A 26,348-nucleotide genomic window follows, 5' to 3' on the forward strand; every position below is an offset into this window, starting at 1 on the left:
ATGACGACCCTCAACCCCTCCGGCGGCTCGCGCCACGCGGCGATCCTCGGCATCGGCTCCTACCGGCCGAGCCGGGTGATCCCCAACGCCGAGATCGTCGAGGCGATCGACTCCAGCGACGAGTGGATCCAGCAGCGCTCGGGCATCAAGCAGCGCCGGTGGGCCACCCCGGAGGAGACGATCACCCTGATGTCGGTCGAGGCGTCCCGCAAGGCGCTCGCCCACGCCGGCATCGAGGCCTCGCAGGTCGACGCGATCGTGGTCGCCACGGTCAGCCACATGTTCCAGACCCCGGCGGTCGCCACGGCCATCGCCCACGAGCTCGGCACCAACCGACCGGCCGCGTTCGACATCTCCGCCGCGTGCGCCGGCTTCTGCCACGGCGTCGCGCTGGCCTCCGACATGGTGCGCGGGGGCAGCTCGTCGCACGTCCTCGTCATCGGGGTGGAGCGGCTCTCCGACCTCACCGACGTCGGCGACCGGGGCACCGCGTTCATCTTCGCCGACGGCGCGGGTGCAGTGGTCGTCGGTCCGTCCGACACCCCAGGCATCGGCCCCGTCGTGTGGGGCTCGGACGGCGAGCAGTTCGACCTGATCCGGCAGCGCGAGGACTGGCGTGACGTGCTCCAGCAGGAGCACCCCCAGATGCCACACCTGGTCATGCAGGGCAACCCGGTGTTCCGCTGGGCGTCCTTCGAGATGGCCAAGATCGCGCAGGCCACCCTCGACCGGACGGGCATCAAGGTGGAGGATCTGGACGTGTTCGTCCCCCACCAGGCCAACATGCGCATCATCGACGCGATGGCGCGCTCGATGAAGCTCCCCGAGCGGGTCAAGATCGCCCGCGACATCGCCGAGCAGGGCAACACCTCGGCGGCCTCGATCCCCCTCGCGCTCGACCGCATGATCGCGGAGGGCGACGCGAAGAGCGGCGACACCGCGCTGTTCATCGCCTTCGGCGCCGGCCTGGCGTACGCCGCCCAGGTCGTCACCGTTCCCTGACCCACCCGGAACCGACGCAGTACCCCAACCACAAGGAGAAGAAGTGGCCACCACCGAAGAGATCCGTACCGACCTCGCCGACATCGTCAACGAGGTCGCCGGAGTCCCTGCTGACGACGTCCAGCTCGACAAGTCGTTCGTCGACGACCTCGACGTCGACTCGCTGTCCATGGTCGAGGTCGTCGTGGCCGCCGAGGAGAAGTTCGGCGTCTCCATCCCGGACGACGAGGTGAAGAACCTCAAGACGGTGGGCGACGCGGTCTCGTTCATCGAGAACGCCCAGAGCTGACCGACGTCCCCTCCCCACGAAGGAAACCCATGTCTCAGAAGCGCGTCCTCGTCACCGGCCTCGGGGCGACCTCCCCGGTCGGTGGCGACGTCTCCTCCACCTGGAACGCCCTGATCGAGGGCAAGTCCGGCGTGGCGCTGCTCGAGCACGAGTGGGCCGCCGACCTCGGCGCCCGCATCGCTGCCGAGGTGGCGGTCGAGCCCACGGAGGTCCTGGACCGGGTCAAGGCCCGGCGCCTCGACCGCTCGGGCCAGTTCGCCATGGTGGCTGCGCTCGAGGCCTGGGCCGACTCCGGGCTGGCCGACAGCGACGACGTCGACCCCGAGCGCCTCGCCGTGGCGATGGCGTCGGGGATCGGCGGCGTGACCACGCTGCTGTCCAACTACGACGTCCTCAAGGAGAAGGGCCCGCGCCGGGTCTCGCCGCTGGCGATCCCGATGCTCATGCCCAACGGCCCGGCGGCCAGCGTCGGCCTGGCGATCGGAGCCAGGGCCGCCGTGCACACGCCGGTCTCCGCCTGCGCGTCCGGCAACGAGTCGATCGCCCTCGGCGTCGACATGATCCGGATGGGCCGGGCCGACGTGGTCGTGGTCGGTGGCACGGAGGCGGCCGTGCACGCGCTGCCGATGGCGGCGTTCGCCCAGATGATGGCGCTCTCCAAGCGCAACGACGAGCCGGAGCGCGCCTCCCGCCCGTGGGACAAGGGCCGCGACGGCTTCGTGCTCGGCGAGGGTGCGGCCGCGCTGGTCATCGAGTCCGAGGAGCACGCGAAGGCCCGCGGCGCGCGGGTGTACGCCGAGGTGGCCGGGGCCGGCATCACCGCCGACTCCCACGACATCGCCCAGCCGGACCCGCAGGGCCTCGGCGCCACCCGGGCGATGAAGATGGCGCTGCGCGAGGGCGGTCTCGAGGCCGGCGACATCGCGCACGTGAACGCGCACGCCACCTCGACCCCGCAGGGCGATGTGGCCGAGGCCGGGGCCGTCCGGGCCGCGCTCGGCGACGCGGTCGACCGGGTCGTGGTCACCTCGACGAAGTCGATGACCGGCCACCTGCTCGGCGCTGCCGGCGCCCTGGAGTCGGTCGCCACCGTCCTGGCGCTGCACAACCGGGTGGTGCCGCCGACGATCAACCTCGAGGACCCCGAGGACGTCGGTCTCGACATCGCCGACAAGCCGCGCGAGCTCGGGGAGGGCGACCTGGCCGCGCTCAACAACTCGTTCGGCTTCGGCGGTCACAACGTCGCGATCGCCTTCCGCACGGTCTGACGTACCGCTCGACGACCCGGTCGCCCGCACGGGCGGCCGGGTCGTCGGCGTCTCCGGACGTCATGCGAACTAGTCGTTCCGGCAGCCAGGACGGATGACGTCGCGGCCCTCAGGCCCGGTGTACGTCGACCACGTCGTGCCGCGGGATCCGGCTCGGCCGGTCGACCCCGCAGGTGAGCCGCTGCGGCTCGTCGTCGTGGGTGGTGCGGACCTCGACGGCGTACGTCGCGGCGCCGACCTCGAACCAGGCCCGCGTGGTCGCACCGTCACGCTCCTGTCGCCGGAACCGCACCGCGTCCTCCCGGGTCTCCTCCAGCCGGCGTCGCAACGCCACCTCGGCGGCCTGCACCGGCATCGCCAGCCCGGACCGGCCGCGCAGGTGGTCGAGGTCGACCTGGCCGGAGAGGTGCCCGCCGGTGACCGCGACCGCGCTCGCGGGGTCGAGGCCGCCGTAGTAGAGCCCGTGCGGCAGCACCAGGAGATTGGCGGCGAACCGGTCTCCCCCGATGTGGGAGACCTCCCAGGCCTCCTGCGGGTGGGCGGCCGCCACCGCGGTGGCCACCGGCCGCCCGCGCTCGGCACAGCAGACGTCGTGCCGGCCGTGGGTGCACACGCACAGCAGCGAACCGTCGTGGGGCAGCAGACCCGGCGAGCGGCCGGCGCCGAGCGCGGCGAGGTCGAGGTCGAGCACCCGGCCGGGATCCTCGACCTCGGTGGTCTCGACCCAGGGCGTCACCGGGTCGGCGTACGCCGCGAAGACCCGGCGGGGACCCGGCAGCGGTGTCCGGCCGTGCCGGCGTACGAGGAGCACCCGGACGCCGGCCTCCGCGGCGGACGCCGTGAGCCGCTCCCCCAGCCCCTCCGGCAGCCGGGCGTCGCGGGGGACCCGCCGCCCCCAGCCGCCAGGGTGCTCGAGCAGCAGGAACGCGCGGACCGTCGACGCGGTGCCCGCCAGCGTGTCGGCCCGGCCGAGGCTGGCGGTCGCGCAGCGGAACGCTCCGGTCAACCGCGGACCTCGAGCAGGCCCTCCCGCACCAGGCGCCGGCACAGCACGAGGCGGCTCTGCTCGTCGAGCGGCAGGTCGGCCGGGGTCAGGTCGGTGCGGGCGCGGATCTTCTCCAGGGCGGGGCGCAGCCGGGCCGGGACGTCGAGCCAGCGGTCCCCGAGCAGCACCCGCAGGGTGTCGCCACGGTCGACCAGGACGCACGGGCTGCCGGTGCGGCGCCGCAGGACGGTGTCGTCGTCGAGCGAACGGACCTGGAGAACGTCCTTGAGGCCGCCGCGGAGCTGGGACTGCCGTCCGCTCAGGAAGCGCTCGACCTGCTCCCCGGCGATGGCGTCCGGGTCGGTGCCGCGCAGTGCGTCGGCGAGCGCGGCGAGGTGCTCGCCGAGGCCTTCGGCCAGCGCGCTCGGGTCGTCGAGGTAGCCGGCCGGCAGGTGGCCGTCGTCGACCCGGTCCATCGCGGCGTCGACCGCTCGGCGGACGAGCGTGCGCCAGGTCAGCTGGTTGACACCGATGGTGACGTGGAGCGAGGCGCGGTCCTGGGCGCGGGCGGCGTGCGGGGTGCCCGTGGGGAGGTACATCGACAGCCCCGGCTCGAGCCGGACATGGTCCACCTCGCCGTCGCTGTGCACCTCCCAGCGCTTGGTGCCGTGGGTCTGGAACACGAACACGTCGTGGCTGTCGGCGTGCACCGCGAAGCCCTGCGAGCCGGGCGGGGTGAGGTAGGCGTTGGCCTGGCACGGGTGGCCCAGGTCCAGCTCGAGCTCGGCGACCAGCTCGGCCAGCGGTGGCCAGTAGCGGTGCATGCCCTGGAAGACCACGGTCGCGCCGGCGTCGAAGAGCGCCAGCAGCTTGCGGCAGTCGACCAGGCCGGTCAGCTGGCGCCCGGCGAGCGTCGCCCCCCGGGTGTACGACGACTCCGGCAGCACACCACCGTCCTGCGCGAGGCGCACCTGCGGGGTGCGGATGGCCGTCGAGGTGAGCAGGTGGTCGGCGTCGTCGAGGGAGAACAGGTCGGTGAGTCGCTCGGCGTCACCCTGGTGCAGGTGGACGCGTGACGCCCAGACCTTGGTCAGGAAGGTCTGGGCGTCTCCGCTGAGGAGGTCGAGGGCGCTCAGGACGCCGACCCGTCGGTGCCGTCGGCGTCGGTGGAGTCGCCGTCGGTCGCGTCGGTGGAGTCGCCGTCGGTGCCGTCGGCGTCGGTCGAGTCGCCGTCGGTGCCGTCCGCATCGGTGCCGTCGGCGTCGGTGGAGTCGCCGTCCGTGGCGTCGGTGGAGTCGCCGTCGGTGCCGTCGGCATCCGTCGCGTCGGCGTCGAAGCCGGCCGCGCCGCCACCGACTCCCGCGCCCCCGGTGGTCATGTCGTCGTCGTTCAGCGGCTCGTCGGTCATGCTGCCTCCTGGGCGTGAGATGGATGCCGTGAGTGGGTCGAGATCGACTCGCTCCCCGGCGGGGTGTACCCCGCCGGGTGCTTCACCATTCTTGCCTCAGACGACCTGGTGGAGCCAGCGCACCGGGGCACCGTCTCCGGCGTGACGGAAGGTCTCGAGCTCGTCGTCCCACGGCTTGCCGAGCAGCTTGTCGATCTCGACCAGCAGGGTGGTGTCGCCGAGCGCGGCCTTGACCACGGCGGCCTTCAGCCGGTCCTCCGGGATCATGATGTCGCCGTGCAGGCCGGTGACGGCGTGGAAGATGCCGAGCTCGGGGGTGTAGGAGTAGCGCGCACCCTCGGTGGAGGGCGTCGGCTCCTCGGTGATCTCGAAGCGCAGGTGGTTCCACCCCCGCAGGGCGGAGGCGACCGCGGCGGCGGAGTCGGTCGCGCCGGTCCACGACAGCTCGGCGCGGTAGGTCCCCTGCTGCGCGGGCTGGGGGATCCAGTCCATGGAAATGGGGACGCCGAGGACACCGCCCACGGCCCACTCGATGTGCGGGCACAGCGCAGACGGCGCCGAGTGGACGTAGAGGACGCCCCTCGTGGCGGTGCGGGTGGCAGTGCTAGTGGTCACCGTGACCTCCTCATCTCCGGCGTCGAGATACGCCTTCCCCAGCGAGCTCGATCAGCGAGATGTGGTCCTCACGAATGACAGATGTGTAGTTGTGCGGCCATTGTGACCCATGAGACGGGTGAATTCCAGAAATTCGGAATACAGCCGTGCCCCGGTCGTCAGGGAGCGCGTACGGCGGCCGGGTCGACGATGTTCACCACGTCGCCCACCGCGCCCAGCAGCTGCCCGTCCCCGACCACCGGGGGCCCGTCGACGACGTCGATCACCAGGCAGGTGACGTTGTCGGTGCCGCCGGCGTCGAGCGCCGCGGCCACCAGCCGGCCGGCCGCGGCCCCCGCGTCCGGGACGTGCAGCGCCTCGGAGATCCGCCGGTCCTCGACCAGGTCGGTGAGCCCGTCGCTGCACAGCAGCACCCGGTCGCCGGGCACCAGGTCGAGGGTGAGGATGTCGGGCTCCTGGCCGACCTCGAGCGGGCCGCCGTGCAGTGAGCGCAGCACCACGTTGCGCCACGGGTGGTGGCGGGCGGCGTCCGGGGTGAGCTGGCCGCCCTCGACCATCTGCTGCACGTAGGTGTGGTCCGTGGTGATCTGCTGCAGCCCGCCGTGGCGGAACAGGTAGCCGCGGGAGTCGCCGAGGTGGCCCAGGGCGACGGACCGGCCGTCGGTGGCCAGCACCGTCAGCGTGGTCGCCATCCCGGCCCGTTGCAGGTCGGCGTCGATGCCGACCTGGAGGCTCTCGCGGGCCGCCTCGATCGCGTCCGCGAGGACGGTGGCCGGGTCCTGGTCGCGCCGCAGCCGGGCGATCGCGGACACCACGTAGGCCACGGTCGCGGAGGCGACCTCGCCCGCGGCGGCGCCGCCGACGCCGTCGGCCACCAGCGCGACGTACGGCCCGAGGAACCCCGAGTCCTCGTTGGCCTCGCGCACGCGTCCGACGTCGGTCTCTCCCCGACCCGAGAACCGCAGCATCCGGTACCTCCGTGGTTGTGCTCACCCGGTGAGTTGGGTACGCAACGGGCGAACAGTCAATCTCAGTGTCCCCCGCGGGGCAAGATCCAGGAGAGGCCCTAGTGTGGATCGCATGACCGAATCGGGAGGGACCGACGCGGCGCGGGCTGCCGGCAGTCGAGTGGTCGCCGACCGCTACCGCCTCGAGCGCGAAGTGGGTCGCGGCGGGATGGGATCGGTCTGGCTGGGCAGCGACACGGTGCTCCACCGGCAGGTCGCGCTCAAGCAGATCGGGCGGATGCCGGGCGCCGACCAGCCCGACGGCGAGCGGGTACGCCGCGAGGCCCGGGTCTCCGCGATGCTCAACCACGAGAACGTGGTCGCCGTCTTCGACCTGGTCGAGACCGCCGACCAGCACTGGCTGGTCATGGAGTACCTCGAGTCCCTCAACCTCGCGCAGCGGATCAGGCGCGACGGGCCTCTCCCGCCCGACGAGGCGGCTGCGCTGCTGGCCCAGGCGGCCCAGGCGCTGGCGGTCGCGCACCGCTCCGGGATCGTGCACCGCGACGTGAAGCCCAGCAACATGCTGGTCACCGACGACGGGCTGCTCAAGCTGGGTGACTTCGGGATCGCCCGCGCGAAGTCCGACGTGACCCTCACCCAGACCGGCCTGGTCACCGGGTCGCCGAGCTATCTCGCTCCCGAGGTGGCTGCCGGGCAGGGCGCCACGACCGCCAGCGACGTGTGGTCGCTCGGCGCCACGCTCTTCCACGCTGTCGCCGGCCATCCGCCGTACGACGCGACCGAGAACCTCATGGGCACCCTCTACCGGATCGTGCACGAGGAGCCACCGCGCACCGACCGGGCGGGCTGGCTCGACCCGGTGCTGCGGGCCACCATGCACCGCGACCCCGCCGGGCGCTGGACCGCCGAGCAGGTGGCGCTGTTCCTGGCCCACGGGCCCGCCGACCCCCTCGCGGACGAGCCGTCCGGCCGGACCCAGGTGATGCCGGCGGTGCCCGTCGCCGCCGTAGCCGCTCCTCCCGACGACCCGCCGCCCGCGACGCAGACCCAGGTGGTCGGCGAGCCGGTGCCGGCTGCACCCCCGGCGGGGCCCCGCCGCGGCCGCCGTACGCCGATCGTGGCGGCCGCCGCGGTCCTGCTGCTGCTCGCCGTGGTCCTCGGGGGCTGGCTGCTGACCCGCGGCGACGACGAGCCGAACGGAGCGTCCGGCTCCGGTGCGGGCCCCAGCGAGCCGACGTCGCAGGCAGCGAAGAAGCCCGCCAAGGCCACCGCCCAGGGCATGGAGGACTTCATCACCTCCTACCTCGCCACGGTCACCCAGGACCCCGCCACGACCTGGAAGCAGCTGACGCCGTCGTTCCAGCAGGCCAGCGGCGGGTTCGGTTCCTACTCCGGCTACTGGGGCACGATCGCCTCCGCCACGCCCAGCAACGTGCAGGCGGACCCGCAGGCGATGACCGTGAGCTACCACGTGGAGTACGTCCGCAAGGACGGCAGCAAGGTCTCCGACGACGTGACGCTGGGCCTCGTCTTCGAGGACGGGACCTACCTCGTCAACGAGGAGTTCTAGAAGCTCCGGCGTCCACCGGTACGGCGTGGTGGTGCCACCGCCGTGAGCGCGAGCCGCCGGTGGTCACGCGATCTCCTCCGGGGGCTTGCCGAGGTAGAGGCAGAACGGGTGCCCGTCGGGGTCGAGGAACACCCGCACGTCGTCCTGCGGCTGGAAGTCGTGGAGCACCGCCCCACGCTCGGCCGCCTCCGCCGCGGCCGCCGCCAGGTCGAGCACCTCGAAGTCGAGGTGCATCATCATCTGCTGCTCCCCCGGCGCCGACGGCCACACGGGCCGCACGTAGCCCTCCTCCTTCTGGAAGGCCAGCGTGCACACGCCCTCACCCGGTCCGATCACCCACCACGTGGGCTCGTCGGTCAGGACCTCCCAGTCGAGGAGACCGGCGTAGAACCGGGCCAGGGCGGCAGGATCCGGGGTCTGGAGGACCGGCCCCCACCAGTCGTTGCGGGACCAGCGGTCGGTCCCCGGGTCAGCCTTGGTGCGTCCGCGCATGGTTCCACCGTGGCACAGCCCACCGACGACACCGACCGACGACACCGACCGACGACACCGGCTCAGGACCTCCGCGCCTGCACGCTCTCCGGTGCGGGCGCCCGGCCCACGGAGCGGCGCAGGCGCGACGAACCGGGGAACCGCCCCGCCAGTCGGGCGGGCAGCCGGGTCGAGACCCACCAGCCGGCGAGCACGACCAGCCAGCCGACCACCACGTCGAGGACCCAGTGGTTCCCGGTGCCGACCACGACGACCGCGGTCACCAGGACGTGGGCCATCGCCAGCTGGCGCCACAGCAGTGGCGCCCCGGCCGCGGTGAGCGCCAGCAGCACCCACAGGGCCCAGCCGGCGTGCAGCGACGGCATCGCCGCGAGCTCGTTGGTGTACTGGCCGAACCCGCGCGGCGCCGACGCGCTGCCGCCCCACCAGCCGGCGGCGGCGTACTCCTTGAGCACGTCGATGTGCCCGAAACCGGACAGCCGCGGCGGCGCGGTCGGGAACAGCAGGTAGCCGATCAGGCCGAGCACGGTGGCGACGATCAGGCCGTTGCGGGCCGGGACGTACGCCGCGCGGCCGCGGTGGTGCAGCCACAGCAGGACCACCGCGGTGACGACGTAGTGTGCGGTCGCGTAGTAGTAGCTGCCGCCGATGCCGAGCAGCGGCACGTGGGAGAACAGCCGGTTGAGGGCGCCCTCCCAGTCGAGGAACAGGTCCTGCTCGAGCGTCATCAGCCCGTGCGCACGGGACTTCGCGGCACCGAGGTCGGTGCTGGCGAGGAGCCGCGAGCAGGAGTAGGCGACGTAGAGCGCCAGGACCAGCGCGACCTCCACGAGGCCGGTCCGGATCCGCGCAGCCCGGCTCCGCCCACGACCCCCGCGAGGGGGGACGGAGGCCCGGGGTGGCAGGTCGATGGCGGTCACTGCTCTAGGTTCCCCAGCGAGACGACAGGAGGACAACAGGATTTTCCCTGAAACCACCCCAGAGATGACTCAGGGGCACCCCGGGGACGGCCCACCTAGGCTGGCCCGCATGGACGCCATCGACGCGCGGACGCCCCGCGAGCGCATGCTCGCCGGGGACCCCTACCTCGCCGACGACCCCGAGCTGATCGCGATGCACGTGCAGGCGCTGGAGCGGATGGAGGCCTACAACGCTGCCTCGCTCGACCGGGACCGGCGACAGGTGCTGCTCGGCGAGCTCCTGGGCTCGGTGGGAGAGGACACGGCGATCCGGCCACCGGTCCACGTCGACTACGGCGTGCACGTCTCGATCGGCGCGCGCTGCTTCGCCAACTACGGCCTGGTGGCGCTCGACGTCTGCGCCATCACCATCGGTGACGACGTGCAGATCGGCCCGAACGTCCAGCTCCTCACCCCCACCCACCCTGTCGAGCCTGCCACGCGACGTGAAAAGTGGGAGGCTGGCGCGCCGATCACGATCGCGGACAACGTGTGGATCGGCGGTGGCGCGATCGTACTGGGCGGAGTCACGATCGGCGAGAACTCCGTGGTCGGAGCCGGTGCCGTGGTCACCCGGGACGTGCCGGCGAACGTGGTGGCGGTCGGCAACCCGGCCCGGGTCGTTCGGGCCGTGTGACCGACGTCAGCGTCACCGGCGGCCAGGACCCGGGGACTCGGGCGCTGGTCCAGACGGGTCACCCCGTTTGCGCCATGGCCGTGGCCGCGGCCCGGCCTACCCTGCCGCTGCACGACGGCACCGTGGTCGGCATCAACGCCTGGACGTTCAGCCACCGTTGCGACGGGCCGAACCTGGAGTTCCGCGTCGACCCCGCGCCGGCCCAGGCGTTCCTCGACGCTGAGCTCGGCTGCGACCGGTCGGGCCCGCCCACCTGCCCGTGGGTGGTCCCGTCCGGGGCATGGACCGTCACCGCCACCCGCCGTACCGTCGAGGAGTGAGGTTCCACCGCAAGACGGACCAGCCGCCTCCGTCCGGCACCGCGTCCGAGGCGGGCGACTACTCGTCCCGCCTGCACGACCTCGCCCCGATCCACCCGGACGACGACGGTCGCCCCACCGGCGAGGACCTGCACACCTACGACATGACCCCCGAGGGCTACGTCCAGCAGGTCGACACACCCAACTGGCTCCGGAAGCACCGGCACCCGCATCGCGAGCGGTCGGGCGACCAGGAGCCCGATCCCCCGTCGGAGCCACAGGGCTAGTCGGGGCGCTCCTCGTCCTGCCGGCCCGCGAGGTCCACGAGCTCGGCGACCGAGTCGACCACCTTGGTCGGGCGGTACGGGAACGTCTCGACCTGGTCGGGCCGGGTCGAGCCGGTGGTCACCAGGATGGTGCGCAGGCCGGCCTCGAGGCCGCTGATGATGTCGGTGTCCATCCGGTCCCCGACCATCACCGTGGTCTCCGAGTGCGCCTCCAGCCGGTTGAGCGCGCTGCGCATCATCAGCGGGTTGGGCTTGCCGATGAAGTACGGCTTGCGGTTCGTCGCGGTGCTGATCAACGCCGCGACGGATCCGGTCGCGGGCAGCTTGCCTGCCATGCTCGGGCCGCTGGCGTCCGGGTTGGTCGCGATGAACCGGGCTCCGGCGTCGATCAGCCGGATCGCGCGGGTGATCGCCTCGAACGAGTAGGTCCGGGTCTCCCCCAGCACCACGTAGTCCGGGTCCCGGTCGGTCATCACGTAGCCGATGTCGTGCAGCGCGGTCGTCAGCCCGGCCTCGCCCACGACGTACGCCGTGCCGTGCGGTCGCTGGTCGTCGAGGAAGTCCGCGGTGGCCAGCGCCGAGGTCCAGATCGCCTCCTCCGGCACGTCGATGCCGCTGCCGAGCAGCCGGGCCCGGAGGTCACGTGGCGTGAAGATCGAGTTGTTCGTGAGGACCAGGAACTTCTTGCCCGAGGCCTTGAGCGCCTCGATGAAGTCGGTGGCACCGTCGATCGGGTCCTCCTCGTGCACGAGGACGCCGTCCATGTCGGTCAGCCAGGTCTCGATGGGCCGCGCGATGTCCATGGCCGCATCATGGCAGCCGGGCCGGGACACGGTGGCGCGGCCCGGCCCGGCCGCCGCTCAGACGCTCCAGCTGACGGACTCGGCCAGGTAGTCCGCACGCGCGCTCACGCCGTGCAGGTCCTGACGCTGGGTCATCAGGTCCGTCAGCCCTTTGCTCCGCTTGCTGATCTGCTCGAGTCGACGGTCCAGCTCGATCTCGCTCGGGTCGATGTGCTCCATGCTCTCCCCCTCCTCCGAGGCCCGGTCCCTCCGGGCCACCTGTCCTAACACCACAAGAATGCACGACTTTCATGGCGGGACAATGTCGTACGGGTTACGCCCGGGTTGCCGCACTCCCTAATCTCGTCTCCGTGAGCGATCCCCTGGTCTGGCTGCCCTTCGACCCGGCCCTGCTCGGCGACCCGCCGGGGGGCCTGCGCTACGAGGTGGTCGACCCCACCGCGCACGTCCCGGGCTCCGTCGAGGACGTCCGTTTCTACGTCACGCCGTACGCCGTCGGGCCGGGGGTGGCCGACGTCCTCCCGCGGATGAGCCGGCTCGAGGTCGTGCAGACCCTGTCCGCCGGCGTCGACAACGTCCGCGGCCGGGTGCCCGACGGGGTCACGCTGTGCAACGGCCGCGGCATCCACGACACCTCGACCGCCGAGCTCACCCTCACGCTGATCCTGGCGTCGCTGCGCGGGATCCCGCAGTTCGTGCGGGCCCAGGACCGCGGCTCGTGGGAGTTCGCCTGGCGGCCGGCGCTGGCGGACAAGCGGGTGCTGCTGGTCGGGTACGGCGCGATCGGGGCCGCGATCGAGGCCCGGCTCCGGCCGTTCGAGGCCGAGGTGGTCCCGGTGGCGCGCCGGGCCCGGGACGGCGTGCACGCGATCGACGAACTGCCCGACCTGCTCCCGGACGCCGACGTGGTGGTGCTGGTCCTGCCGCTGACCGACGCCACCCGCGGCCTGGTCGACGCCACGTTCCTGGGCCGGATGAAGCACGGCGCGCTGCTGGTCAACGTCGCCCGCGGCGCCGTCGTGGTGACCGACGACCTGGTCGCGGCCCTGCACGCCGGGCGGATCACCGCGGCGGTCGACGTCACCGAGGAGGAGCCACTGCCTGCCAGACACCCACTCTGGGACGCGCCTGGGCTGCTCGTCTCTCCGCACGTCGGGGGCGCCTCCAGCGCCATGTGGCCGCGTGCGCACCGGCTGGTCCGCGACCAGCTGCACCGGTACGCCGGCCGGGAGCCGCTGGCCAACGTCATGAGCGGCGACTACTGACCCACCCCGGGCTCTGCCCGAGGGGTAGGCCGAGCCAGGCCTGCGGACCTACAGTGACCCCATGGGTCCGGGCTCCCAGCACTCATCGGTCGACCTCGGCTCGCTCGAGCCGGGCACGCACCTGTGCGCGTTCCACCGCGACGACGGCCAGCTGGTGCGGTCGTCGAGCACGTTCGTCGGCCAGGCCCTGGCCGCGGGCGACCAGCTCCTGTACGTCGCTTCCGACGACCAGGTCGACGGTCTGCTGGCCGCGCTCGCCGACGACGTACCGGTCGACGACGCGCTGGCGAGCGGGCAGCTGCTGGTCCGGTCGTTCGCCGACGCCTACGGCACCCGGCGGCCCGGCGACCTCGTCGCGATCGCGGACGGTTTCCGGGCCGCCGCCGAGCGCTCCCGCGAGGACGGGTTCCCGGCGCTGCGCGTGGCCGCCCGGATGGACGGGCTCGTCGACCTGCTCGGCTCCCCCGCCGAGGTCCTGCGCTGGGAGCGGGCGTCGACGGCGCTGCAGCGCGAGATCGGGGTCAGCTCGGTCTGCCACTACGACCTGCGCCTGACCGACGACGAGCTGGTGGGGCTGCTGGTCGGCGAGCACGACGGGCTCTCACCGGAACAGGCGGATGCACCTCTCGCCACGTTCGTCCCGGTCGGCGACCCGTGGGGGCTCCGGGTGCTCGGCGAGGTCGACCTCTCGAACCGCGACGCGCTGGTGCGGGTGCTGCGGTCGCGGGCCGTGGTCGCCCCGCGCCTGCGCGTCGACCTGGCCGGGATGACGTTCGCGGACGTCGGCACGCTCACCCGGCTGCACGGCGTCGCGGCCGGCCTCCCCGGTGACGGGTGGTTGGTGCTGGGCGACGCCCCGCCCGTCGTACGACGGGCCCTGGCCGTCGCCGGCCTCGGGCACGAGCGGATGAGGCTCGAGCCATGACCGCCGCCCTCACCACGACGACCGCGCCCGCCACCCACTCGGCGCTGGTCTACGACGACCCCGACCAGTACGCGCGCGAGGTCGGCGGGTTCCTCCGCGACGGCCTGGCCTGCGGTCACCGTGCCCTGGTGATCGCACCGTCCGACCGGATCGCCCGGCTCCGTGCCCATCTCGGCGCCGAGGCGGACCCCGTGACCTTCGTCGACGACAGCATCGGCTACGCGCCCCAGTGGAACTGCTACCGGGTGCTCCTCGACTTCGCGGCCAAGGCGCCGGGCGTGCGCTGCTGCGTGGTCGCCGAGCAGCGGCTCGCCACCCGCGTCCCCGCCGAGGTGCTCGACTACCGACGGCTCGAGGCCGCGATCAACCTGGTCTTCGCCGCGCACCCCGTCGACCTTCTCTGCCCCTACGACGGGGCCGGTCTGGCCGACGACCTGCTCGAGATCGGGCTCCGCAACCACGGGGTGCTGCTGGAGGACGGCGACCCGTGCGCCAACGACCACTTCCACGACCCGCTGGTCTCGCTGACCGCGCTCGCGGCCGTCGTACCGCCACCCGCCGGGGCCGCCACCCTCGACTGCCGGCAGCCCGCCGACGTCGCGGCGGCCCGGGGTCTCGTCCGCTCCTCCGGTGTCGCCGCCGGACTGGACCCCGACACCGTCGACGACGTCTCGCTCGCGGTGACCGAGGTGCTCACCAACGCGCTCGTGCACGGCGCACCACCGGCCCGCCTCCACCTGTACGACGCGGGGCCGACCTGGGTGTGCCACGTGCACGACGGCGGACGCGGACCGATGGACCCGCTGGCGGGGCTGCTGCCGCCGGTGGAGCCTGCCGACCACGGCTACGGCCTGTGGCTGGCCCGGCAGCTGTGCACGGCCGTGGACGTGGGCGCCGACCGGACCGGCACCCACGTGCGGCTGCACGCGCGCACCACCCGCTGACCTCGCTACGCTGCCGGCATGCTGCGGCTGGAGGACGACTGGGTCTGGGACAGCTGGATCGCCGACGACGGCGACCTCTACCACCTCTACTACCTCCGGGCGCCCCGCTCGCTGGGCGACGCCGGCCTCCGGCACACGAACGCGACCATCGGCCACGCCACCTCGCCGGACCTGGTCAGCTGGGAGGTGCAGCCGGAGGCGCTGGCCCCCGACCCGGACGGCTGGGACGACCTCGCGCTGTGGACCGGGTCGGTGGTGCGCGACGACGACGGCCTGTGGCGGATGTACTACACCGCGATCAACACCCGCCGCGGTCACGTCCTGAAGGACCAGCGGGTCGGGATGGTGGTCTCCGACGACCTCACCTCGTGGCGGCGGGTCCTGGACGGGCCCGTGCTCGACGTCGACACCCGCTGGTACAAGTCCCTCGACGAGGACCCGTCCGCGAGCGAGACGTGGCGCGACCCGCTGGTCTTCCGCGACCCCGACGGCGACGGCTGGCACATGCTGGTGTGCGCGCGGGCGGCCGGTGCCGCAGCCAACGACGACGGCGTCCTGGCCCATGCCCGCAGCCGGGACCTGGTCACCTGGGAGTGCGGGCCGCCGCTGTGCGAGCCCGGCGCCGGTTTCGGACAGCTCGAGGTGGCCCAGGTCCAGCAGGTCGACGGCCAGTGGGTGCTGGTGTTCACCTGTCATCCGCAGGAGATGACCGCCGAGCGCCGGGAGCGCACGGGCGACTTCTGCACCTGGTCGGTGCCCGGCGACTCGATGTTCGGGCCGTGGGACATCGACCGGGCCCGGCCGTTCCTCGCCGAGCCCGACCTCTTCGCGGCGCCGCTGGTGCGCCGTCGCGACGGCGGCTGGGCGCTGGTCGGGTTCCGGAACACCGAGCCCAAGGGGGTGCTGGCCTTCGAGATCATGGACCCGATCCCCGTCGTGCTCGAGGACGGCTACCTGCAGGCGGACCCGTCGTACGTCGCCCGATGACCGCGGCGAAATCCGGTTTCGCAGCGCGCCGTCGATCCGGAAGACTCCGCCACATGTCCTCCTCTCCTGACGCCCTCACCACTCCCCGACTCCGGACCGCCCGCGTGACCCGGATCGAGGAACACCGCTGCGACGTGTGGAGCGAGGACGGGAACGGCTCGGTCGGTTTCGCGCCGATGTTCCCCACCCCGCGCGTCGAGCGGGTGTCTCCCGGTCACCTGGTCGCGATCGCCACCGGTCCGGGCGGCGCCGACGTCGTGGTGTGGCGGTGGTTCGACGCGGTCGTGCTGGGCACGGGGAGCGACGGCTCCGTCCGGCTGTGGGAGCCGGCGCACGGCGAGGTCGTCGCCCGCACGCGACCGTCGTACCGGTCCCAGGAGCCGGGGTCGCGCGTGTGGGCGTCCGCCGGACTCCCTGGAGCGGACTGGTGGGTCGCCGACAGCGCCCCGCACGGTGCCGACGTCGAGCTGGACGAGGTCCGGGCCCTGTACGCCGACAACGACCTGTGGGCCTCGGCGTTCGAGCCCGCGTGACGCAGGAGGGCACGAGGCGTCTCCCAGGACCGAGCCCAGACCGAGCTCAGACCAGCCCGAGCTCCTCGGCGCGGACCATCACCGCACGGCGGTTGGACAGGCCCATCTTGGCCAGCACCGCGGAGACGTGGTGGTCGGCGGTCTTCGGCGAGATGTAGAGCCGCGCCGCGATCTCGGCGTTGGTGAAGCCGCGGGCGACCAGCCGGGCCACGTCGAGCTGCCGGTTGGTCAGGCCCGAGGGGTTGGCCCGGGTGCTCTCGCGCGGTCGCGGCGGGACCTGGCCGACACCGTCGGCGCGGAGCACGACGCGCTGCCGGTCCGCGGTCGCGCCGGCTCCGAGCTGGTCGAGCATCTCCACCGCGCGGGTGCGGTGCGCGGGGTCCGTCGAGTCGCCGAGCGCCATCGCCGCGTTGAACGAGTCACCGGCCCGCTGCCACCACGACGCCGCCTCCTCGGCCCGACCCTCGGCGGACATCCGGAACGGCTCGGCAACCTGCGCCGGCCAGGCGTCGAGCAAGCCCAGCCGGACCAGCCAGGCCGCGAGGTCGCCCACGCCCCACTCCATCCCGGTGGTGTCCGCGGCGCGGGCGACCTCGCGGACCGCGTCCTCGGTGACGCGCGGATCCGTCTCCCCCGTCATCCACATCGACTCCGCCAGCGCCGAGAGCACCGGCAGCCGGCGCATCGGCTCGTCGATCTCGGAGGCGAGCTCCCACGCCGTGTCGAGCTGCCGGCGGGGCGGGGTGCCGCCCTCCCGCAGCGGCACGAGCGCGGCGACCAGCTGCGGCCACAGCCGGGCCACCGGCATCCCCTCACGCTCCAGCACGTCCTCGGCGTCCTCGAGCGCCGCGCCCCAGTGACCCTGCGCGAAGTGCAGGCGGGAGCGGACCGCCGTCTGCCAGTGCCGGCAGATCGGGATGTCGCGCTCCACCGTGAACGGCAGCGACGCGTCGAGCACCTGCTCCGCGGCCCGGAGGCGGCGCTGCTCGACGTCGAGGCTGGCCAGCTGGGAGTAGCCGGTCGAGGCCAGCTCGTCCCACCCGTGAGCCCGAGCCGCCTCCACCTGGTCGGTGAGGCGACCACGGGCGGTCACGTCGCCCTCCACCAGCGCGGTCAGGGACCGGACCAGGTCGGTGCGCAGCGCGAGCTGGGCGTGGTCGCCGGTGGCGGCGACCCGGGCCGCGTCGTCGAGCCCGCGCCGGGCCCGGTCGACGTCGTTGCGCATGTACGCGAGGAAGGCCCGCGTCGCCCAGGCGGTTCCCTGAGCCGGGTCCGCCGCCGCGCCCGTGGGCGGGCCGGTGCCGGTGCCCCTCCCGATCTCGGCCGCGATGTCCGCCGCCCGATCGACCAGTGCCTCGGCCCGGTGGCGCCGGGCGTTGTAGTACTCGTAGACCGCACAGGTCTCGTGCGCCGCGGCCAGGCCCACGTCGGAGCCGGCGTCCCGCCACAGCGGGAAGGTGGCGCGGACGGTCTCGATGGCCTCGGTCAGCCGGCTGGTCATGTACTGCTCGAAGCTGAGCCGCAGGAGCAGCTCGGCACGCTCCGCGGGTGGCGCATCGTCGAGGTGGTCGAGCGCGGTGCGGAAGAAGTCCGCTGCCTCGGTGTGGGACCCGGCCCGGATCGCCTCCTCGGCCGCGGCCCGGGCGTAGCGGACGGCCCGGTCGGCGTCGCGCGCGGCGACCGCGTGGTGGGTGAGGACCGCAGGCTCCGTCGTACCGATCCGCTCCAGCCCGTCGAGGACCCGGGCGTGCAGGCGGGGGGCGCCGCCGCCCGGGATGGTGCTCTCGAGCGCCTGCCGGGCCAGCTCGTGACGGAACACCAGGCCGCCCCGGGCGCGGTCGAGGAGGCCGGTCGCCTCCAGCCGGCGCAGCGTGGGCAGGTCGACACCGAGCGCGGGCAGCACCCGGTCGTCGAGGCGGTCGGGGGCGGTGGCGACCAGCTGCAGCACCTCGAGGTCCTCGGGGTCGACGTCCACGGTGCGCGCCAGGACGGCGTCGCGCACCGACACCGGCAGCGGCCGGCCCGGGTCCTTGGCGACCTCGGTGACGAAGAACGGGTTCCCGCCGGTGATCGCGTGCACCTTGTCGGCGTCCAGGCCCGTGCCGGCGACGAGCTGGCCGACCCCGGCGACCGAGAGCGGCGACAGGTGGAGCGTGGTCAGGCCGTCGAGCCGGGCCAGGTCGCCGAGCAGGGGACGCACCGGGTGCCGGAGGCCGATCTCGTGGTCGCGGTAGCTGACCAGCAGCGCGAGCGGCATCGACCCGACCCGACGAGCGAGGAACCGGAGCACGTCGACGGAGGCCGCGTCGACCCAGTGCAGGTCCTCCACGACGAGCACGGTCGGCCGGGTCCGGAGAGCGTCGTAGAGCTCGTCGCAGACGTGGGCCAGCGAGGCGCCCTCGCCGTGCAGCAGCGGGCCGAACCCGGCCTCCCCCGCGACGTCGCGGAACGGTCCCAGCGGCCGCGGGGTGCGGAGCGGGTCGCAGCCGCCGCGCAGGACCCGCAGCCCGTCAGCGGCGTACGTCGACCCGAGCAGCGCGGACTTGCCGGCACCGGCGTCGCCGACCACCGCCACACCGGCACCCTGTCCGGCGGCAGCGGACACGAGCGCGGCGCCGATCACGCCGCGCTCGTGGTCCCGCTCCAGGAGGTCCACCCGCTCAGCGTACGGCGACCGCGACCGACGTGGCCGTGTGCGGACCGAAGTCCGTGGCCACCTCGGTGACCCGGTTCGCCGGGAAGCCCCCGCGGCGGGCGTGCTCCCGGACGGTCTCCTCGTCCTCGGCCACGTGCACGCAGTAGAGCTTGTCGCCGGCGACGTAGCTCTGCACCCAGTGGTAGGGGACCCCCAGCGAGGCGGCGGCCGCGTTGGACGTCGAGGCGATCCCGGCCAGCTGCTCCTGGGTGAGCTCGCTCGCCCCCTCGATCTCGCGTTCGATGATGAAACGACGCATGGCTGCTCCTTCGGTGTGGCCGACGACCCGGTGCCGTCGGCTGTCCCTCCAGACTCCGGTCCCCGCGGTCCCGGTACATCGGGAGCGGCACCCCATGTTTCGGCCGCGTGGACCCGCGGCGGAGCGCGAGGGATCGACCGGGTCAGCTCGCCTCGACCAGCTCCACGACGAAGCGGCGGGTGTCCAGGCTGTCGTCCAGCAGCGTCGAGGACATCGTCACCGCGGTCCACGCGGTGCCGTCCGCGTCCAGGATCGAGGACTCGTCCATCGCCCGGTGGAGCTGTCGACCCAACGCCGCGTGGTCGCACTGCGGCACGTCGAAGTCGATCCGCATCGCCCGTTGCGGCGCCCGGTCCCCGCGGGCTATCGGCTCGTGCTCGGTTGCGCGCACCGCTCGCGGCACGCCGGCCAGCACGATCGTCAGCTGTGAATGCATCGAGTCCCCCCGACCCCCGCCTGACCCCCGGGCCCACAATCCCGGAAGCTCAGTCATGCGCGGCAAACTTTCCCACGAGATCGGGCACGACACACCGATATTCGAGCATGTCGCCCGATACGGCATCGTGTGTCCGGTGAGCACCGACGCCGCTCCGCCCTTCGTCGACGAGCACGCGACGACCGCCGCCGCACCTCCGGACCGGGTCTGGGCGGCCCTCGAGCAGTACGCCGACCGGGTGCTGGCGCACGCCGCCGGCGGCACCGTCGCCCGCCTGCTCGGCACCGACCCGCCGGGCGGGTTCGGGGTGGCCGTCCGCGAGCCGGGTCGGCGGCTGGCGCTCGACGGGCGGCACCGGTTCTCCCGCTACCGCCTCGAGCTCGTGCTCGACGACGCCCCGACCGGAGGGACCCGCATCCGGGCCCGCACGCTCGCGGCCTTCCCCGGGGTCAGCGGGCAGGTCTACCGGACGCTGGTCATCCGGTCCCGGCTGCACGTGCTCGCCGTACGCCGGATGCTGGCGCGGGTCCGCGCCGCGGCCGAGCGGCCACCCGAACCGTAGGACCCGACGGTGGCCCGGCGGCGCTACCGTCAGCAGCGGAGGGAGGACGCAGGGCATGGCGGCGATCACCGGGGCGTGGGTGCGCAGGTGGGGCGTCCGCGCGGTCGCGCTGACGCTGACCGGCATCGGCCTGTACGTCGTGATGCCGAGCCTGCTCACCCTGTTCGGGTCGTGGCCGCGGCTGGCCGACGTACGCCTGCGCTGGTTCGTCTTCCTGGCCCTGCTCGAGCTCGGGAGCTTCGCGTCGCTGTGGTGGCTGACCCGCCTGGCACTGGAGCCCGACCCCGAGCTGGCCGAGCTGCCGGGCGACCCGCTGCCGCCGGTCCGGTGGGCGACCATCGCCTCCGCTCAGCTGGCCGGCAACGCCGCGAGCAAGGTGGTGCCGGGAGGCCCCGCCGCGGGCGGGGTCGTGCAGGGGAAGCTGCTGATCGCGGACGGGCTGCCCGGTGCCGTGGTCGCCTCCGCCCTCACCGGGGTCGGGCTGCTCACCACCGCGGTGCTGCTGACCCTGCCCGTGATCACCGTCCCGGCGCTGGTCATCGGTCCCCCTCCCGCGCACGAGCTCCAGCTCGGGCTGGTGGTCTCCATGGTGCTGGCCGTCGTCATCGTCGGACTCGGGGTCACCGCGCTCACCTGGCCGCGCTCGGTCGCGTTCGTGGGGCGGCTCGCCGGGCGCATCGCGCACCCGATGAAACGGTCGCTGACGCCGGACTCGGTGTCCGACCAGCTGCTGGTCCAGCGCGCCCGGGTCAGGGCGACGTACTCGGGACGCTGGATGCGGGCGGTGTTCGCGGCCGCGGCGAACCGGATGTTCGACTACGCCGCCCTGGTCGCCGCGCTGACCGTGTTCGGAGCCCACGCCCGCCCGTCCGAGGTGCTGCTGGCCTACGTGGTGGCCCAGGCGCTCGCGATGATCCCGATCACCCCCGGCGGCCTCGGCTTCGTCGAGTCCGGCCTCACCGCGCTGCTGGTGGTGATCGGGGTCAGCGCCGACACCGCGGTGATCGGGACGCTGCTCTACCGGCTGGTGTCGTTCTGGCTGCCGATCCCGGTCGGCGTGCTGGCCTGGGCCGGCTGGCACCTGCACGCCGCGACCCGCACCTCGGACCTCGACGCCGGGACCTGACCGGTCCGGGCCGGCCCTCACCCTTCCCGGGTGAAGACGCTCGCCCGGGCGGCACGCTTGAATGCCGCGTAGGACGGCCCGTCGCCGGAACCTGTCCGGCGGCCGCAGTGGGGAGGCTCCCGTGGTCCACAAGCACGTCACGAACGACGACTCGCTCTCGCCCGCCTACGCGGGACGGTTCGACACCGGGCCGATCCCGAAGAACAAGCTGCCGGAGTCCGAGGCGCCGCCGCCCGCGGCGTACCGGCTGATCCACGACGAGCTGCTCCTCGACGGGAGCTCGCGGCTCAACATGGCCACGTTCGTGACCACGTGGATGGAGCCGGAGGCGCAGGTGCTGATGGCGGAGTCGTTCGACAAGAACATGATCGACAAGGACGAGTACCCCTCGACCGCCGAGATCGAGCGTCGCTGCGTCAACATCGTCGCGGACCTGTTCCACGCGCCGCCGCACGGCGACGCGGTGGGCGTCTCGACCGTCGGCTCCAGCGAGGCGGTGATGCTCGGCGGGCTGGCCCTGAAGTGGCGCTGGCGGCAGCGCCGCGAGGCGGCCGGGCTGTCGACCGACCGGCCCAACCTGGTGATGGGCTCGAACGTGCAGGTGGTGTGGGAGAAGTTCTGCCGCTACTGGGACGTCGAGCCGCGCTACGTCCCGGTCGCGCACGACCGGTACACCGTCGCCGCGGACGACGCGATGGCCCGTGTCGACGAGAACACGATCGGGGTCGTGCCGATCCTCGGGACGACCTACACCGGTGAGTTCGAGCCGATCGGCGAGATCCACGACCGGGTGGTGGCCTGGAACGCCGAGCACGGAACCGACGTGGCGATCCACGTCGACGCGGCCAGCGGCGGGTTCGTGGCGCCGTTCCTGCACCCGCACCTGGAGTGGGACTTCCGGCTGCCGCAGGTGAAGTCGATCAACGTCTCCGGCCACAAGTACGGCCTGACCTACCCCGGCATCGGGTTCGTGGTCTGGCGCGACCAGGAGGACCTGCCCGAGGACCTGATCTTCCGGGTGAACTACCTCGGCGGCGACATGCCGACGTTCACGCTGAACTTCTCCCGCCCCGGCAACCAGCTGATCGGGCAGTACTACAACTTCGTGCGGCTCGGGCGCGAGGGCTACACCCGGATCATGGAGAGCCTGCGCGACACCGCGCTGCACCTGTCGGAGGGCATCGCCGCGCTCGACCGGTTCACGGTGGTCAGCGACGGGTCCGCGATCCCGGTGGTGACGTTCCGGATGGCCGACGACGTGTCGGCGTACACCGTCTTCCACGTCTCCGACGAGCTCCGCAAGGGCGGCTGGCAGGTGCCGGCGTACACCATGCCCGACGACGCGACCGACGTCGCCGTGCTGCGGATCGTGGTGCGCGAAGGGTTCAGCCGCGATCTGGGTGACCTGCTGCTCGGGGCGATCACGACGGCCGTCGCACACCTCGACGCGAACCCTCCGGCGAAGGCGGCACCGCGGGCCGGCTTCAGCCACACCTGAGCGACCCGGCCCTACGTCGTGCACTGGCGCCGGGAGGTGGCGTGGGAGCCGGGCGACCTCGGCTGGCGGGTGGCGATGCTGTTCATCGTCGGGTCGTCGCTGTTCGCGCTCGGCTCGTTCCCGCCGTACGCGCAGCTGATGGACCCGCGCGCCGTCGGCATCACGTTCGTCGTCGGCTCGCTGTTCTTCACCAGCGCAGGGTTCAGCCAGCTGGTGCAGGTGTCCGGGAGCATCCGCGTGTGGGCGCCGACCGACCACGGGAAGCTCTGGTGGGCCTGTGCCGTCCAGCTCGTCGGCACCGTGCTGTTCAACATCAACACGATCGACGCCATGGTCACGACCTTCACCGTGCAGCAGGAGAACAAGCTGGTGTGGGCGCCGGACTTCTTCGGGTCGATCGCGTTCCTCGTCGCCAGCCACCTCGCCTGGGTGGCGACCTGCGGAAAGCTCTGGGCGGTCGACCGCGCGGACCCGGACTGGTGGTCTGCGCTCCTGAACTACGTCGGGTCGATCTTCTTCATGGCCTCCGCCCTCGCGGCGTTCACGCTGGACACCACCGGCGAGGTGCTGAACCTCGCCATCGTGAACTCCGGAACCTTCCTCGGCGCCGTCTGCTTCTGGCTCGGCGCCTGGGTGCTGCTGCCGGCGCCGCGCACCGCTGCTGCCTAGCGCCAGCCGAGCGCCGGCGCCAGGTGGGTGACCACGCTCTCCAGGACGTGCGCGTTGTAGTCGACGCCGAGCTGGTTGGGCACCGTGAGCAGCAGCGTGTCCGCGGCGGCGATCGCCTCGTCCGCGGCCAGCTCCTCCACCAGCCGGTCGGGCTCGCCGGCGTACGTCTTGCCGAAGCGGGCGGTGCCGCCGTCGAGGAACCCGACCTGGTCCTGGCCGGTGGTCTCGTGGCCGAAGTAGGTGCGGTCCTGGTCGCTGACGATCGGGAAGATGCTGCGGCTGACCGAGGTCCGCGGCTCGCCGTCGTGGCCAGCGGCCTCCCAGGCATCGCGGAACCGCTGGATCTGCTCGGCCTGGAGCTGGTGGAACGGCACCCCGGTGTCCTCGGTGAGCAAGGTGGAGCTCATCAGGTTCATGCCCTGCTCACCGGCCCACTCCGCCGTACGACGCGACCCGGCGCCCCACCAGACCCGTCGCCGCAGGCCCGGCGAGTGCGGCTCGACCCGCAGCAGCCCGGGCGGGTTGGGGAACATCGGCCGCGGGTTGGGCTCGGCGAACCCCTCGCCCTCCAGCACCCGGAGCAGGACCGCCGTGTGCTGGCGGGCCATCTCGGCGTGGTCGGATCCCTCGGCCGGCTGGTAGCCGAAGTACCGGTAGCCGTCGATGACCTGCTCTGGTGACCCGCGGCTGATCCCGAGCTGGAGCCGGCCGCCCGCGATCAGGTCGGCGGCACCGGCGTCCTCGGCCATGTAGAGCGGGTTCTCGTAGCGCATGTCGATCACGCCGGTCCCGATCTCGATCCGGCCGGTGCGTGCCCCGATCGCCGCGAGCAGCGGGAACGGCGAGGCCAGCTGCCGGGCGAAGTGGTGCACCCGGAAGTACGCCCCGTCGACGCCGAGCTCCTCGGCGGCGACCGCCAGGTCCAGCGACTGCAGCAGCGCGTCCGAGCCGGACCGGGTCTGCGAGTGCGGCGAGTCGGACCAGTGCCCGAAGGACAGGAAGCCGATCTTCTTCATGCCTGCCCCAACAACGTGCGCGCGCGGTTCTTCCCCGGAGCGGCGCCGACGGGGATGTCCCGGCCGCACCGGGACCTTCGGCTCTGGGGCATGTACCCCCGCCGTCACGACCATGGCGGGCATGGGCACGGCCGTGGAGGTGTCCGGCCTTCGCAAGCAGTACGGCGCCACGTTGGCGGTGGCGGACGTGTCGTTCCGCGTGGACGAAGGCGAGATCTTCGGACTGCTCGGCCCCAACGGGTCGGGCAAGACCACCACGGTCGAGTGCGTCCAGGGCCTGCGCCGGGCCGACGACGGCAGGATCTCGGTGTTCGGGCTGGACCCGGGCAGGGACACCTCGCGGGTGCGGCGGATCGTCGGCACCCAGCTCCAGGACTCCGCGCTCCCCGACCGGCTCCGGGTGGCCGAGGCGCTGCGGCTGTTCTCCGCGATCAGTCCGGGCGGGCCGCCGTGGCGGCAGCTGCTCGACGAGTGGGGGCTGGCCACGCAGCGCAACACGGCGTTCGGAGACCTGTCGGGAGGCCAGCAGCAGCGACTGTTCGTCGCCCTGGCCCTCGTCGCCGACCCGAAGCTTGTCGTGCTCGACGAGATGACCACCGGTCTCGACCCGGCCGCCCGCCGGGTGGCCTGGGACCTCGTCGACGCCGTACGGGCCCGGGGGACGACGGTCCTGCTGGTCACCCACTTCATGGACGAGGCCCAACGCCTCTGCGACCGCCTGGCCGTGGTGGTGCGCGGCACCGTCATCGCCCGAGGCACCGCGGCGGAGCTGATCAGCTCCCAGCTGCACGACCACGTCGTGCACTTCACGGTGCCGCCGAGCACCGACGTCACGTTCCTGTCCCGGGTCCGAGGGGTGAGCGGCGTGGACGCGGAAGGCGGCGCGGTCCGGGTGCACGGCTCGGGGCCGTTGCTGGCCCGGGTGGCCCACGCCCTCGTCGAACGCGGCCTCGAGCCCGACGACCTCACGGTCGAGACGCCCACCCTCGAGGACGCCTACCTCGCCCTGACCACGGCGGGCACCGGCGCGGAGGGCGGGCCATGAGGGCATTGCGCGCGATGACCTGGGTGGAGCTCAAGCTGTTCGCACGGGAACCCGTGACGGTGCTCTTCCTGCTGGTGCTGCCCCTGGTGATCCTCTACGTCCTCAACGGGGTGTTCGGCAGCCAGCCCGACCCGACCGTCTGGGAGGGCCAGCCGCCGGTCGACTTCTACACGCCGTCGTACGTCGCGCTCACCGCCGCCACCGCCGGCATCCTGTCCCTGCCCGTGCACCTCGCGGGCTACCGCGAGCAGGGAGTCCTGCGCCGGTTCCGTGCCTCGGCGATCCGGCCGGCGACCCTGATCGGCGCGCACATGGTCGTGGCCGGTGCCCTGGCGACCGCGGGCGCCCTGCTGCTCACCGTCGTCTCCTGGATCGGGTACGACGTGGCGCTCCCCGAGGACTGGCTCGGCGTGCTGCTCGCCTACCTCGTCGTGATCCTGGCCTTCACCGCGCTCGGCGGCCTGCTGGGTCTGGCGATGCCCACCGCGCGGGCCGCCCAGGGACTGGGCGTGCTGCTCTTCTTCGTCTTCATGATGCTGGGTGGAGCCGGGCCGCCGAAGGAGGCCCTGCCCACCTCGTTGCAGCACGTCGCCGACGTCGTGCCCGTGACCCACGCCGGCGCGATGCTGCGGCACCCGTGGCTCTACTCCGACTGGGACGTCGGCGCCACGGCGGTGATGCTGCTGATCCTCGTGGGCTCCGTGGCGCTCACTGCCTGGCGGCTGCGTCACGAGGAGGCTCGCTGAGGCCGGGAGGAGCCCGGTGGCGCACCGCCTCGCAGGCAGACGGCACGCCCGTACGCC

At 73.0% G+C, this 26,348-nt stretch carries 31 protein-coding genes; 18 read left to right on the top strand and 13 right to left on the bottom strand.

Annotated features, from left to right (window positions below):
* The 3 genes from EKO23_RS11000 to fabF are packed head-to-tail and all read left to right on the top strand — an operon-like array spanning window position 1 to window position 2,559.
* Entirely contained in the window at window positions 1–1,002 is a 1,002-nt protein-coding gene (locus tag EKO23_RS11000) for a beta-ketoacyl-ACP synthase III (RefSeq protein WP_134717164.1), read from the top strand.
* Between the two features lie 43 nt (window positions 1,003–1,045).
* Window positions 1,046–1,291: an acyl carrier protein gene (locus tag EKO23_RS11005; protein ID WP_134717166.1), complete on the top strand. Its 246-nt coding sequence runs from the start codon at window positions 1,046–1,048 to the stop codon at window positions 1,289–1,291.
* Window positions 1,292–1,320: 29 nt separating this feature from the next.
* A complete protein-coding gene (gene fabF / locus EKO23_RS11010) occupies window positions 1,321–2,559 on the top strand; it encodes a beta-ketoacyl-ACP synthase II (protein WP_134717168.1) in 1,239 nt (412 codons plus the stop codon).
* 109 nt (window positions 2,560–2,668) lie between these two features.
* Here fabF and EKO23_RS11015 read toward each other — a convergent pair whose 3' ends face one another.
* The 5 genes from EKO23_RS11015 to EKO23_RS11035 all read right to left on the bottom strand — a co-directional run bounded on the left by EKO23_RS11015 (window position 2,669) and on the right by EKO23_RS11035 (window position 6,535).
* On the bottom strand, window positions 2,669–3,565 hold the full coding sequence (locus EKO23_RS11015; protein ID WP_167880421.1) for a ferredoxin family protein: 897 nt from the start codon (window positions 3,563–3,565) through the stop codon (window positions 2,669–2,671).
* Complete coding sequence (locus EKO23_RS11020) at window positions 3,562–4,515, bottom strand: cupin domain-containing protein (protein ID WP_342773586.1); 954 nt, start codon at window positions 4,513–4,515, stop codon at window positions 3,562–3,564. Before EKO23_RS11020 ends, EKO23_RS11015 begins: the two co-directional genes overlap by 4 nt.
* A 161-nt stretch (window positions 4,516–4,676) precedes the next feature.
* Window positions 4,677–4,952: a hypothetical protein gene (locus EKO23_RS11025; RefSeq protein WP_167880422.1), complete on the bottom strand. Its 276-nt coding sequence runs from the start codon at window positions 4,950–4,952 to the stop codon at window positions 4,677–4,679.
* Between the two features lie 96 nt (window positions 4,953–5,048).
* Entirely contained in the window at window positions 5,049–5,567 is a 519-nt protein-coding gene (locus EKO23_RS11030; RefSeq protein ID WP_134717176.1) for a DUF3145 domain-containing protein, read from the bottom strand.
* A 158-nt stretch (window positions 5,568–5,725) separates the two neighbouring features.
* Window positions 5,726–6,535: a PP2C family protein-serine/threonine phosphatase gene (locus tag EKO23_RS11035; RefSeq protein WP_134717178.1), complete on the bottom strand. Its 810-nt coding sequence runs from the start codon at window positions 6,533–6,535 to the stop codon at window positions 5,726–5,728.
* A gap of 112 nt (window positions 6,536–6,647) precedes the next feature.
* Between EKO23_RS11035 and EKO23_RS11040 the strand changes: the two genes are divergently transcribed.
* Window positions 6,648–8,108: a serine/threonine-protein kinase gene (locus EKO23_RS11040; RefSeq protein WP_134717180.1), complete on the top strand. Its 1,461-nt coding sequence runs from the start codon at window positions 6,648–6,650 to the stop codon at window positions 8,106–8,108.
* 63 nt (window positions 8,109–8,171) lie between these two features.
* Here EKO23_RS11040 and EKO23_RS11045 read toward each other — a convergent pair whose 3' ends face one another.
* Both EKO23_RS11045 and EKO23_RS11050 read right to left on the bottom strand, forming a co-directional pair.
* Window positions 8,172–8,600, bottom strand: coding sequence for a VOC family protein (locus EKO23_RS11045; protein WP_134717182.1), 429 nt, complete (start codon window positions 8,598–8,600; stop codon window positions 8,172–8,174).
* A gap of 62 nt (window positions 8,601–8,662) precedes the next feature.
* Entirely contained in the window at window positions 8,663–9,520 is an 858-nt protein-coding gene (locus tag EKO23_RS11050) for a phosphatase PAP2 family protein (protein ID WP_134717184.1), read from the bottom strand.
* 109 nt (window positions 9,521–9,629) lie between these two features.
* Here EKO23_RS11050 and EKO23_RS11055 point away from each other — a divergent pair, with 109 nt between their 5' ends.
* The 3 genes from EKO23_RS11055 to EKO23_RS11065 all read left to right on the top strand — a co-directional run bounded on the left by EKO23_RS11055 (window position 9,630) and on the right by EKO23_RS11065 (window position 10,782).
* The gene (locus tag EKO23_RS11055; RefSeq protein WP_246051026.1) at window positions 9,630–10,196 is read left to right on the top strand and encodes a sugar O-acetyltransferase; all 567 of its coding nucleotides are present in this window, start codon (window positions 9,630–9,632) and stop codon (window positions 10,194–10,196) included.
* Between the two features lie 74 nt (window positions 10,197–10,270).
* Window positions 10,271–10,516 (top strand): hypothetical protein, encoded by a 246-nt coding sequence (locus EKO23_RS11060; RefSeq protein ID WP_134717186.1) that lies wholly within the window; start codon window positions 10,271–10,273, stop codon window positions 10,514–10,516.
* Window positions 10,513–10,782 (top strand): hypothetical protein, encoded by a 270-nt coding sequence (locus EKO23_RS11065; RefSeq protein ID WP_134717188.1) that lies wholly within the window; start codon window positions 10,513–10,515, stop codon window positions 10,780–10,782. Before EKO23_RS11060 ends, EKO23_RS11065 begins: the two co-directional genes overlap by 4 nt.
* Here the strand turns inward: EKO23_RS11065 and EKO23_RS11070 are convergent.
* Together EKO23_RS11070 and EKO23_RS25225 are read right to left on the bottom strand one after the other, a co-directional pair.
* Entirely contained in the window at window positions 10,779–11,585 is an 807-nt protein-coding gene (locus EKO23_RS11070; RefSeq protein ID WP_134717190.1) for an HAD-IIA family hydrolase, read from the bottom strand. The two genes, EKO23_RS11065 and EKO23_RS11070, sit on opposite strands and share 4 nt — an antisense overlap.
* Window positions 11,586–11,642: 57 nt before the next feature.
* The gene (locus tag EKO23_RS25225; protein WP_167880423.1) at window positions 11,643–11,804 is read right to left on the bottom strand and encodes a hypothetical protein; all 162 of its coding nucleotides are present in this window, start codon (window positions 11,802–11,804) and stop codon (window positions 11,643–11,645) included.
* Window positions 11,805–11,935: 131 nt separating this feature from the next.
* Between EKO23_RS25225 and EKO23_RS11075 the strand changes: the two genes are divergently transcribed.
* From EKO23_RS11075 to EKO23_RS11095, 5 genes are all read left to right on the top strand, one after another.
* Window positions 11,936–12,850, top strand: coding sequence for a 2-hydroxyacid dehydrogenase (locus EKO23_RS11075; RefSeq protein ID WP_217702575.1), 915 nt, complete (start codon window positions 11,936–11,938; stop codon window positions 12,848–12,850).
* A gap of 61 nt (window positions 12,851–12,911) precedes the next feature.
* The gene (locus EKO23_RS11080; protein WP_134717194.1) at window positions 12,912–13,775 is read left to right on the top strand and encodes an MEDS domain-containing protein; all 864 of its coding nucleotides are present in this window, start codon (window positions 12,912–12,914) and stop codon (window positions 13,773–13,775) included.
* On the top strand, window positions 13,772–14,719 hold the full coding sequence (locus EKO23_RS11085) for a sensor histidine kinase (protein ID WP_134717196.1): 948 nt from the start codon (window positions 13,772–13,774) through the stop codon (window positions 14,717–14,719). The genes EKO23_RS11080 and EKO23_RS11085 overlap by 4 nt, the downstream gene beginning before the upstream one ends.
* A gap of 18 nt (window positions 14,720–14,737) precedes the next feature.
* Window positions 14,738–15,706: a glycoside hydrolase family protein gene (locus EKO23_RS11090; RefSeq protein WP_134717198.1), complete on the top strand. Its 969-nt coding sequence runs from the start codon at window positions 14,738–14,740 to the stop codon at window positions 15,704–15,706.
* A gap of 53 nt (window positions 15,707–15,759) precedes the next feature.
* On the top strand, window positions 15,760–16,239 hold the full coding sequence (locus EKO23_RS11095) for a hypothetical protein (RefSeq protein ID WP_134717200.1): 480 nt from the start codon (window positions 15,760–15,762) through the stop codon (window positions 16,237–16,239).
* A gap of 46 nt (window positions 16,240–16,285) precedes the next feature.
* Here the strand turns inward: EKO23_RS11095 and EKO23_RS11100 are convergent, their stop codons facing one another.
* From EKO23_RS11100 to EKO23_RS11110, 3 genes are all read right to left on the bottom strand, one after another.
* Complete coding sequence (locus EKO23_RS11100) at window positions 16,286–18,895, bottom strand: ATP-binding protein (protein WP_134717202.1); 2,610 nt, start codon at window positions 18,893–18,895, stop codon at window positions 16,286–16,288.
* Between the two features lie 4 nt (window positions 18,896–18,899).
* Window positions 18,900–19,193, bottom strand: a complete 294-nt coding sequence (locus EKO23_RS11105) for a DUF4242 domain-containing protein (protein ID WP_134717204.1) — start codon at window positions 19,191–19,193, stop codon at window positions 18,900–18,902.
* Window positions 19,194–19,335: 142 nt separating this feature from the next.
* Window positions 19,336–19,629, bottom strand: coding sequence for a hypothetical protein (locus EKO23_RS11110; protein WP_134717206.1), 294 nt, complete (start codon window positions 19,627–19,629; stop codon window positions 19,336–19,338).
* Between the two features lie 136 nt (window positions 19,630–19,765).
* Between EKO23_RS11110 and EKO23_RS11115 the strand changes: the two genes are divergently transcribed.
* The 4 genes from EKO23_RS11115 (at window position 19,766) to EKO23_RS11130 (ending at window position 23,484) form a co-directional block, all read left to right on the top strand.
* Window positions 19,766–20,191, top strand: coding sequence for an SRPBCC family protein (locus EKO23_RS11115; protein WP_134717208.1), 426 nt, complete (start codon window positions 19,766–19,768; stop codon window positions 20,189–20,191).
* A 55-nt stretch (window positions 20,192–20,246) separates the two neighbouring features.
* Window positions 20,247–21,317: a lysylphosphatidylglycerol synthase transmembrane domain-containing protein gene (locus EKO23_RS11120; protein WP_134717210.1), complete on the top strand. Its 1,071-nt coding sequence runs from the start codon at window positions 20,247–20,249 to the stop codon at window positions 21,315–21,317.
* A 121-nt stretch (window positions 21,318–21,438) separates the two neighbouring features.
* Entirely contained in the window at window positions 21,439–22,815 is a 1,377-nt protein-coding gene (gene gad, locus EKO23_RS11125; protein WP_246051027.1) for a glutamate decarboxylase, read from the top strand.
* A gap of 18 nt (window positions 22,816–22,833) precedes the next feature.
* Complete coding sequence (locus tag EKO23_RS11130) at window positions 22,834–23,484, top strand: hypothetical protein (RefSeq protein ID WP_217702576.1); 651 nt, start codon at window positions 22,834–22,836, stop codon at window positions 23,482–23,484.
* Here the strand turns inward: EKO23_RS11130 and EKO23_RS11135 are convergent.
* Entirely contained in the window at window positions 23,481–24,500 is a 1,020-nt protein-coding gene (locus EKO23_RS11135; RefSeq protein WP_134717214.1) for an LLM class flavin-dependent oxidoreductase, read from the bottom strand. The genes EKO23_RS11130 and EKO23_RS11135 overlap by 4 nt on opposite strands.
* Window positions 24,501–24,621: 121 nt before the next feature.
* Between EKO23_RS11135 and EKO23_RS11140 the strand changes: the two genes are divergently transcribed.
* Both EKO23_RS11140 and EKO23_RS11145 read left to right on the top strand, forming a co-directional pair.
* Window positions 24,622–25,545 carry an ABC transporter ATP-binding protein gene (locus EKO23_RS11140; RefSeq protein WP_134717216.1) on the top strand — a complete coding sequence of 308 codons (924 nt, stop codon included), beginning with the start codon at window positions 24,622–24,624 and terminating at the stop codon, window positions 25,543–25,545.
* Entirely contained in the window at window positions 25,542–26,291 is a 750-nt protein-coding gene (locus EKO23_RS11145) for an ABC transporter permease (protein ID WP_134717218.1), read from the top strand. The genes EKO23_RS11140 and EKO23_RS11145 overlap by 4 nt, the downstream gene beginning before the upstream one ends.
* Window positions 26,292–26,348 lie beyond the last annotated feature (57 nt).

The sequence above is a fragment of the Nocardioides guangzhouensis genome, from assembly GCF_004519545.1.
GTDB classification, from domain to species: Bacteria; Actinomycetota; Actinomycetes; order Propionibacteriales; family Nocardioidaceae; genus Nocardioides; species Nocardioides guangzhouensis.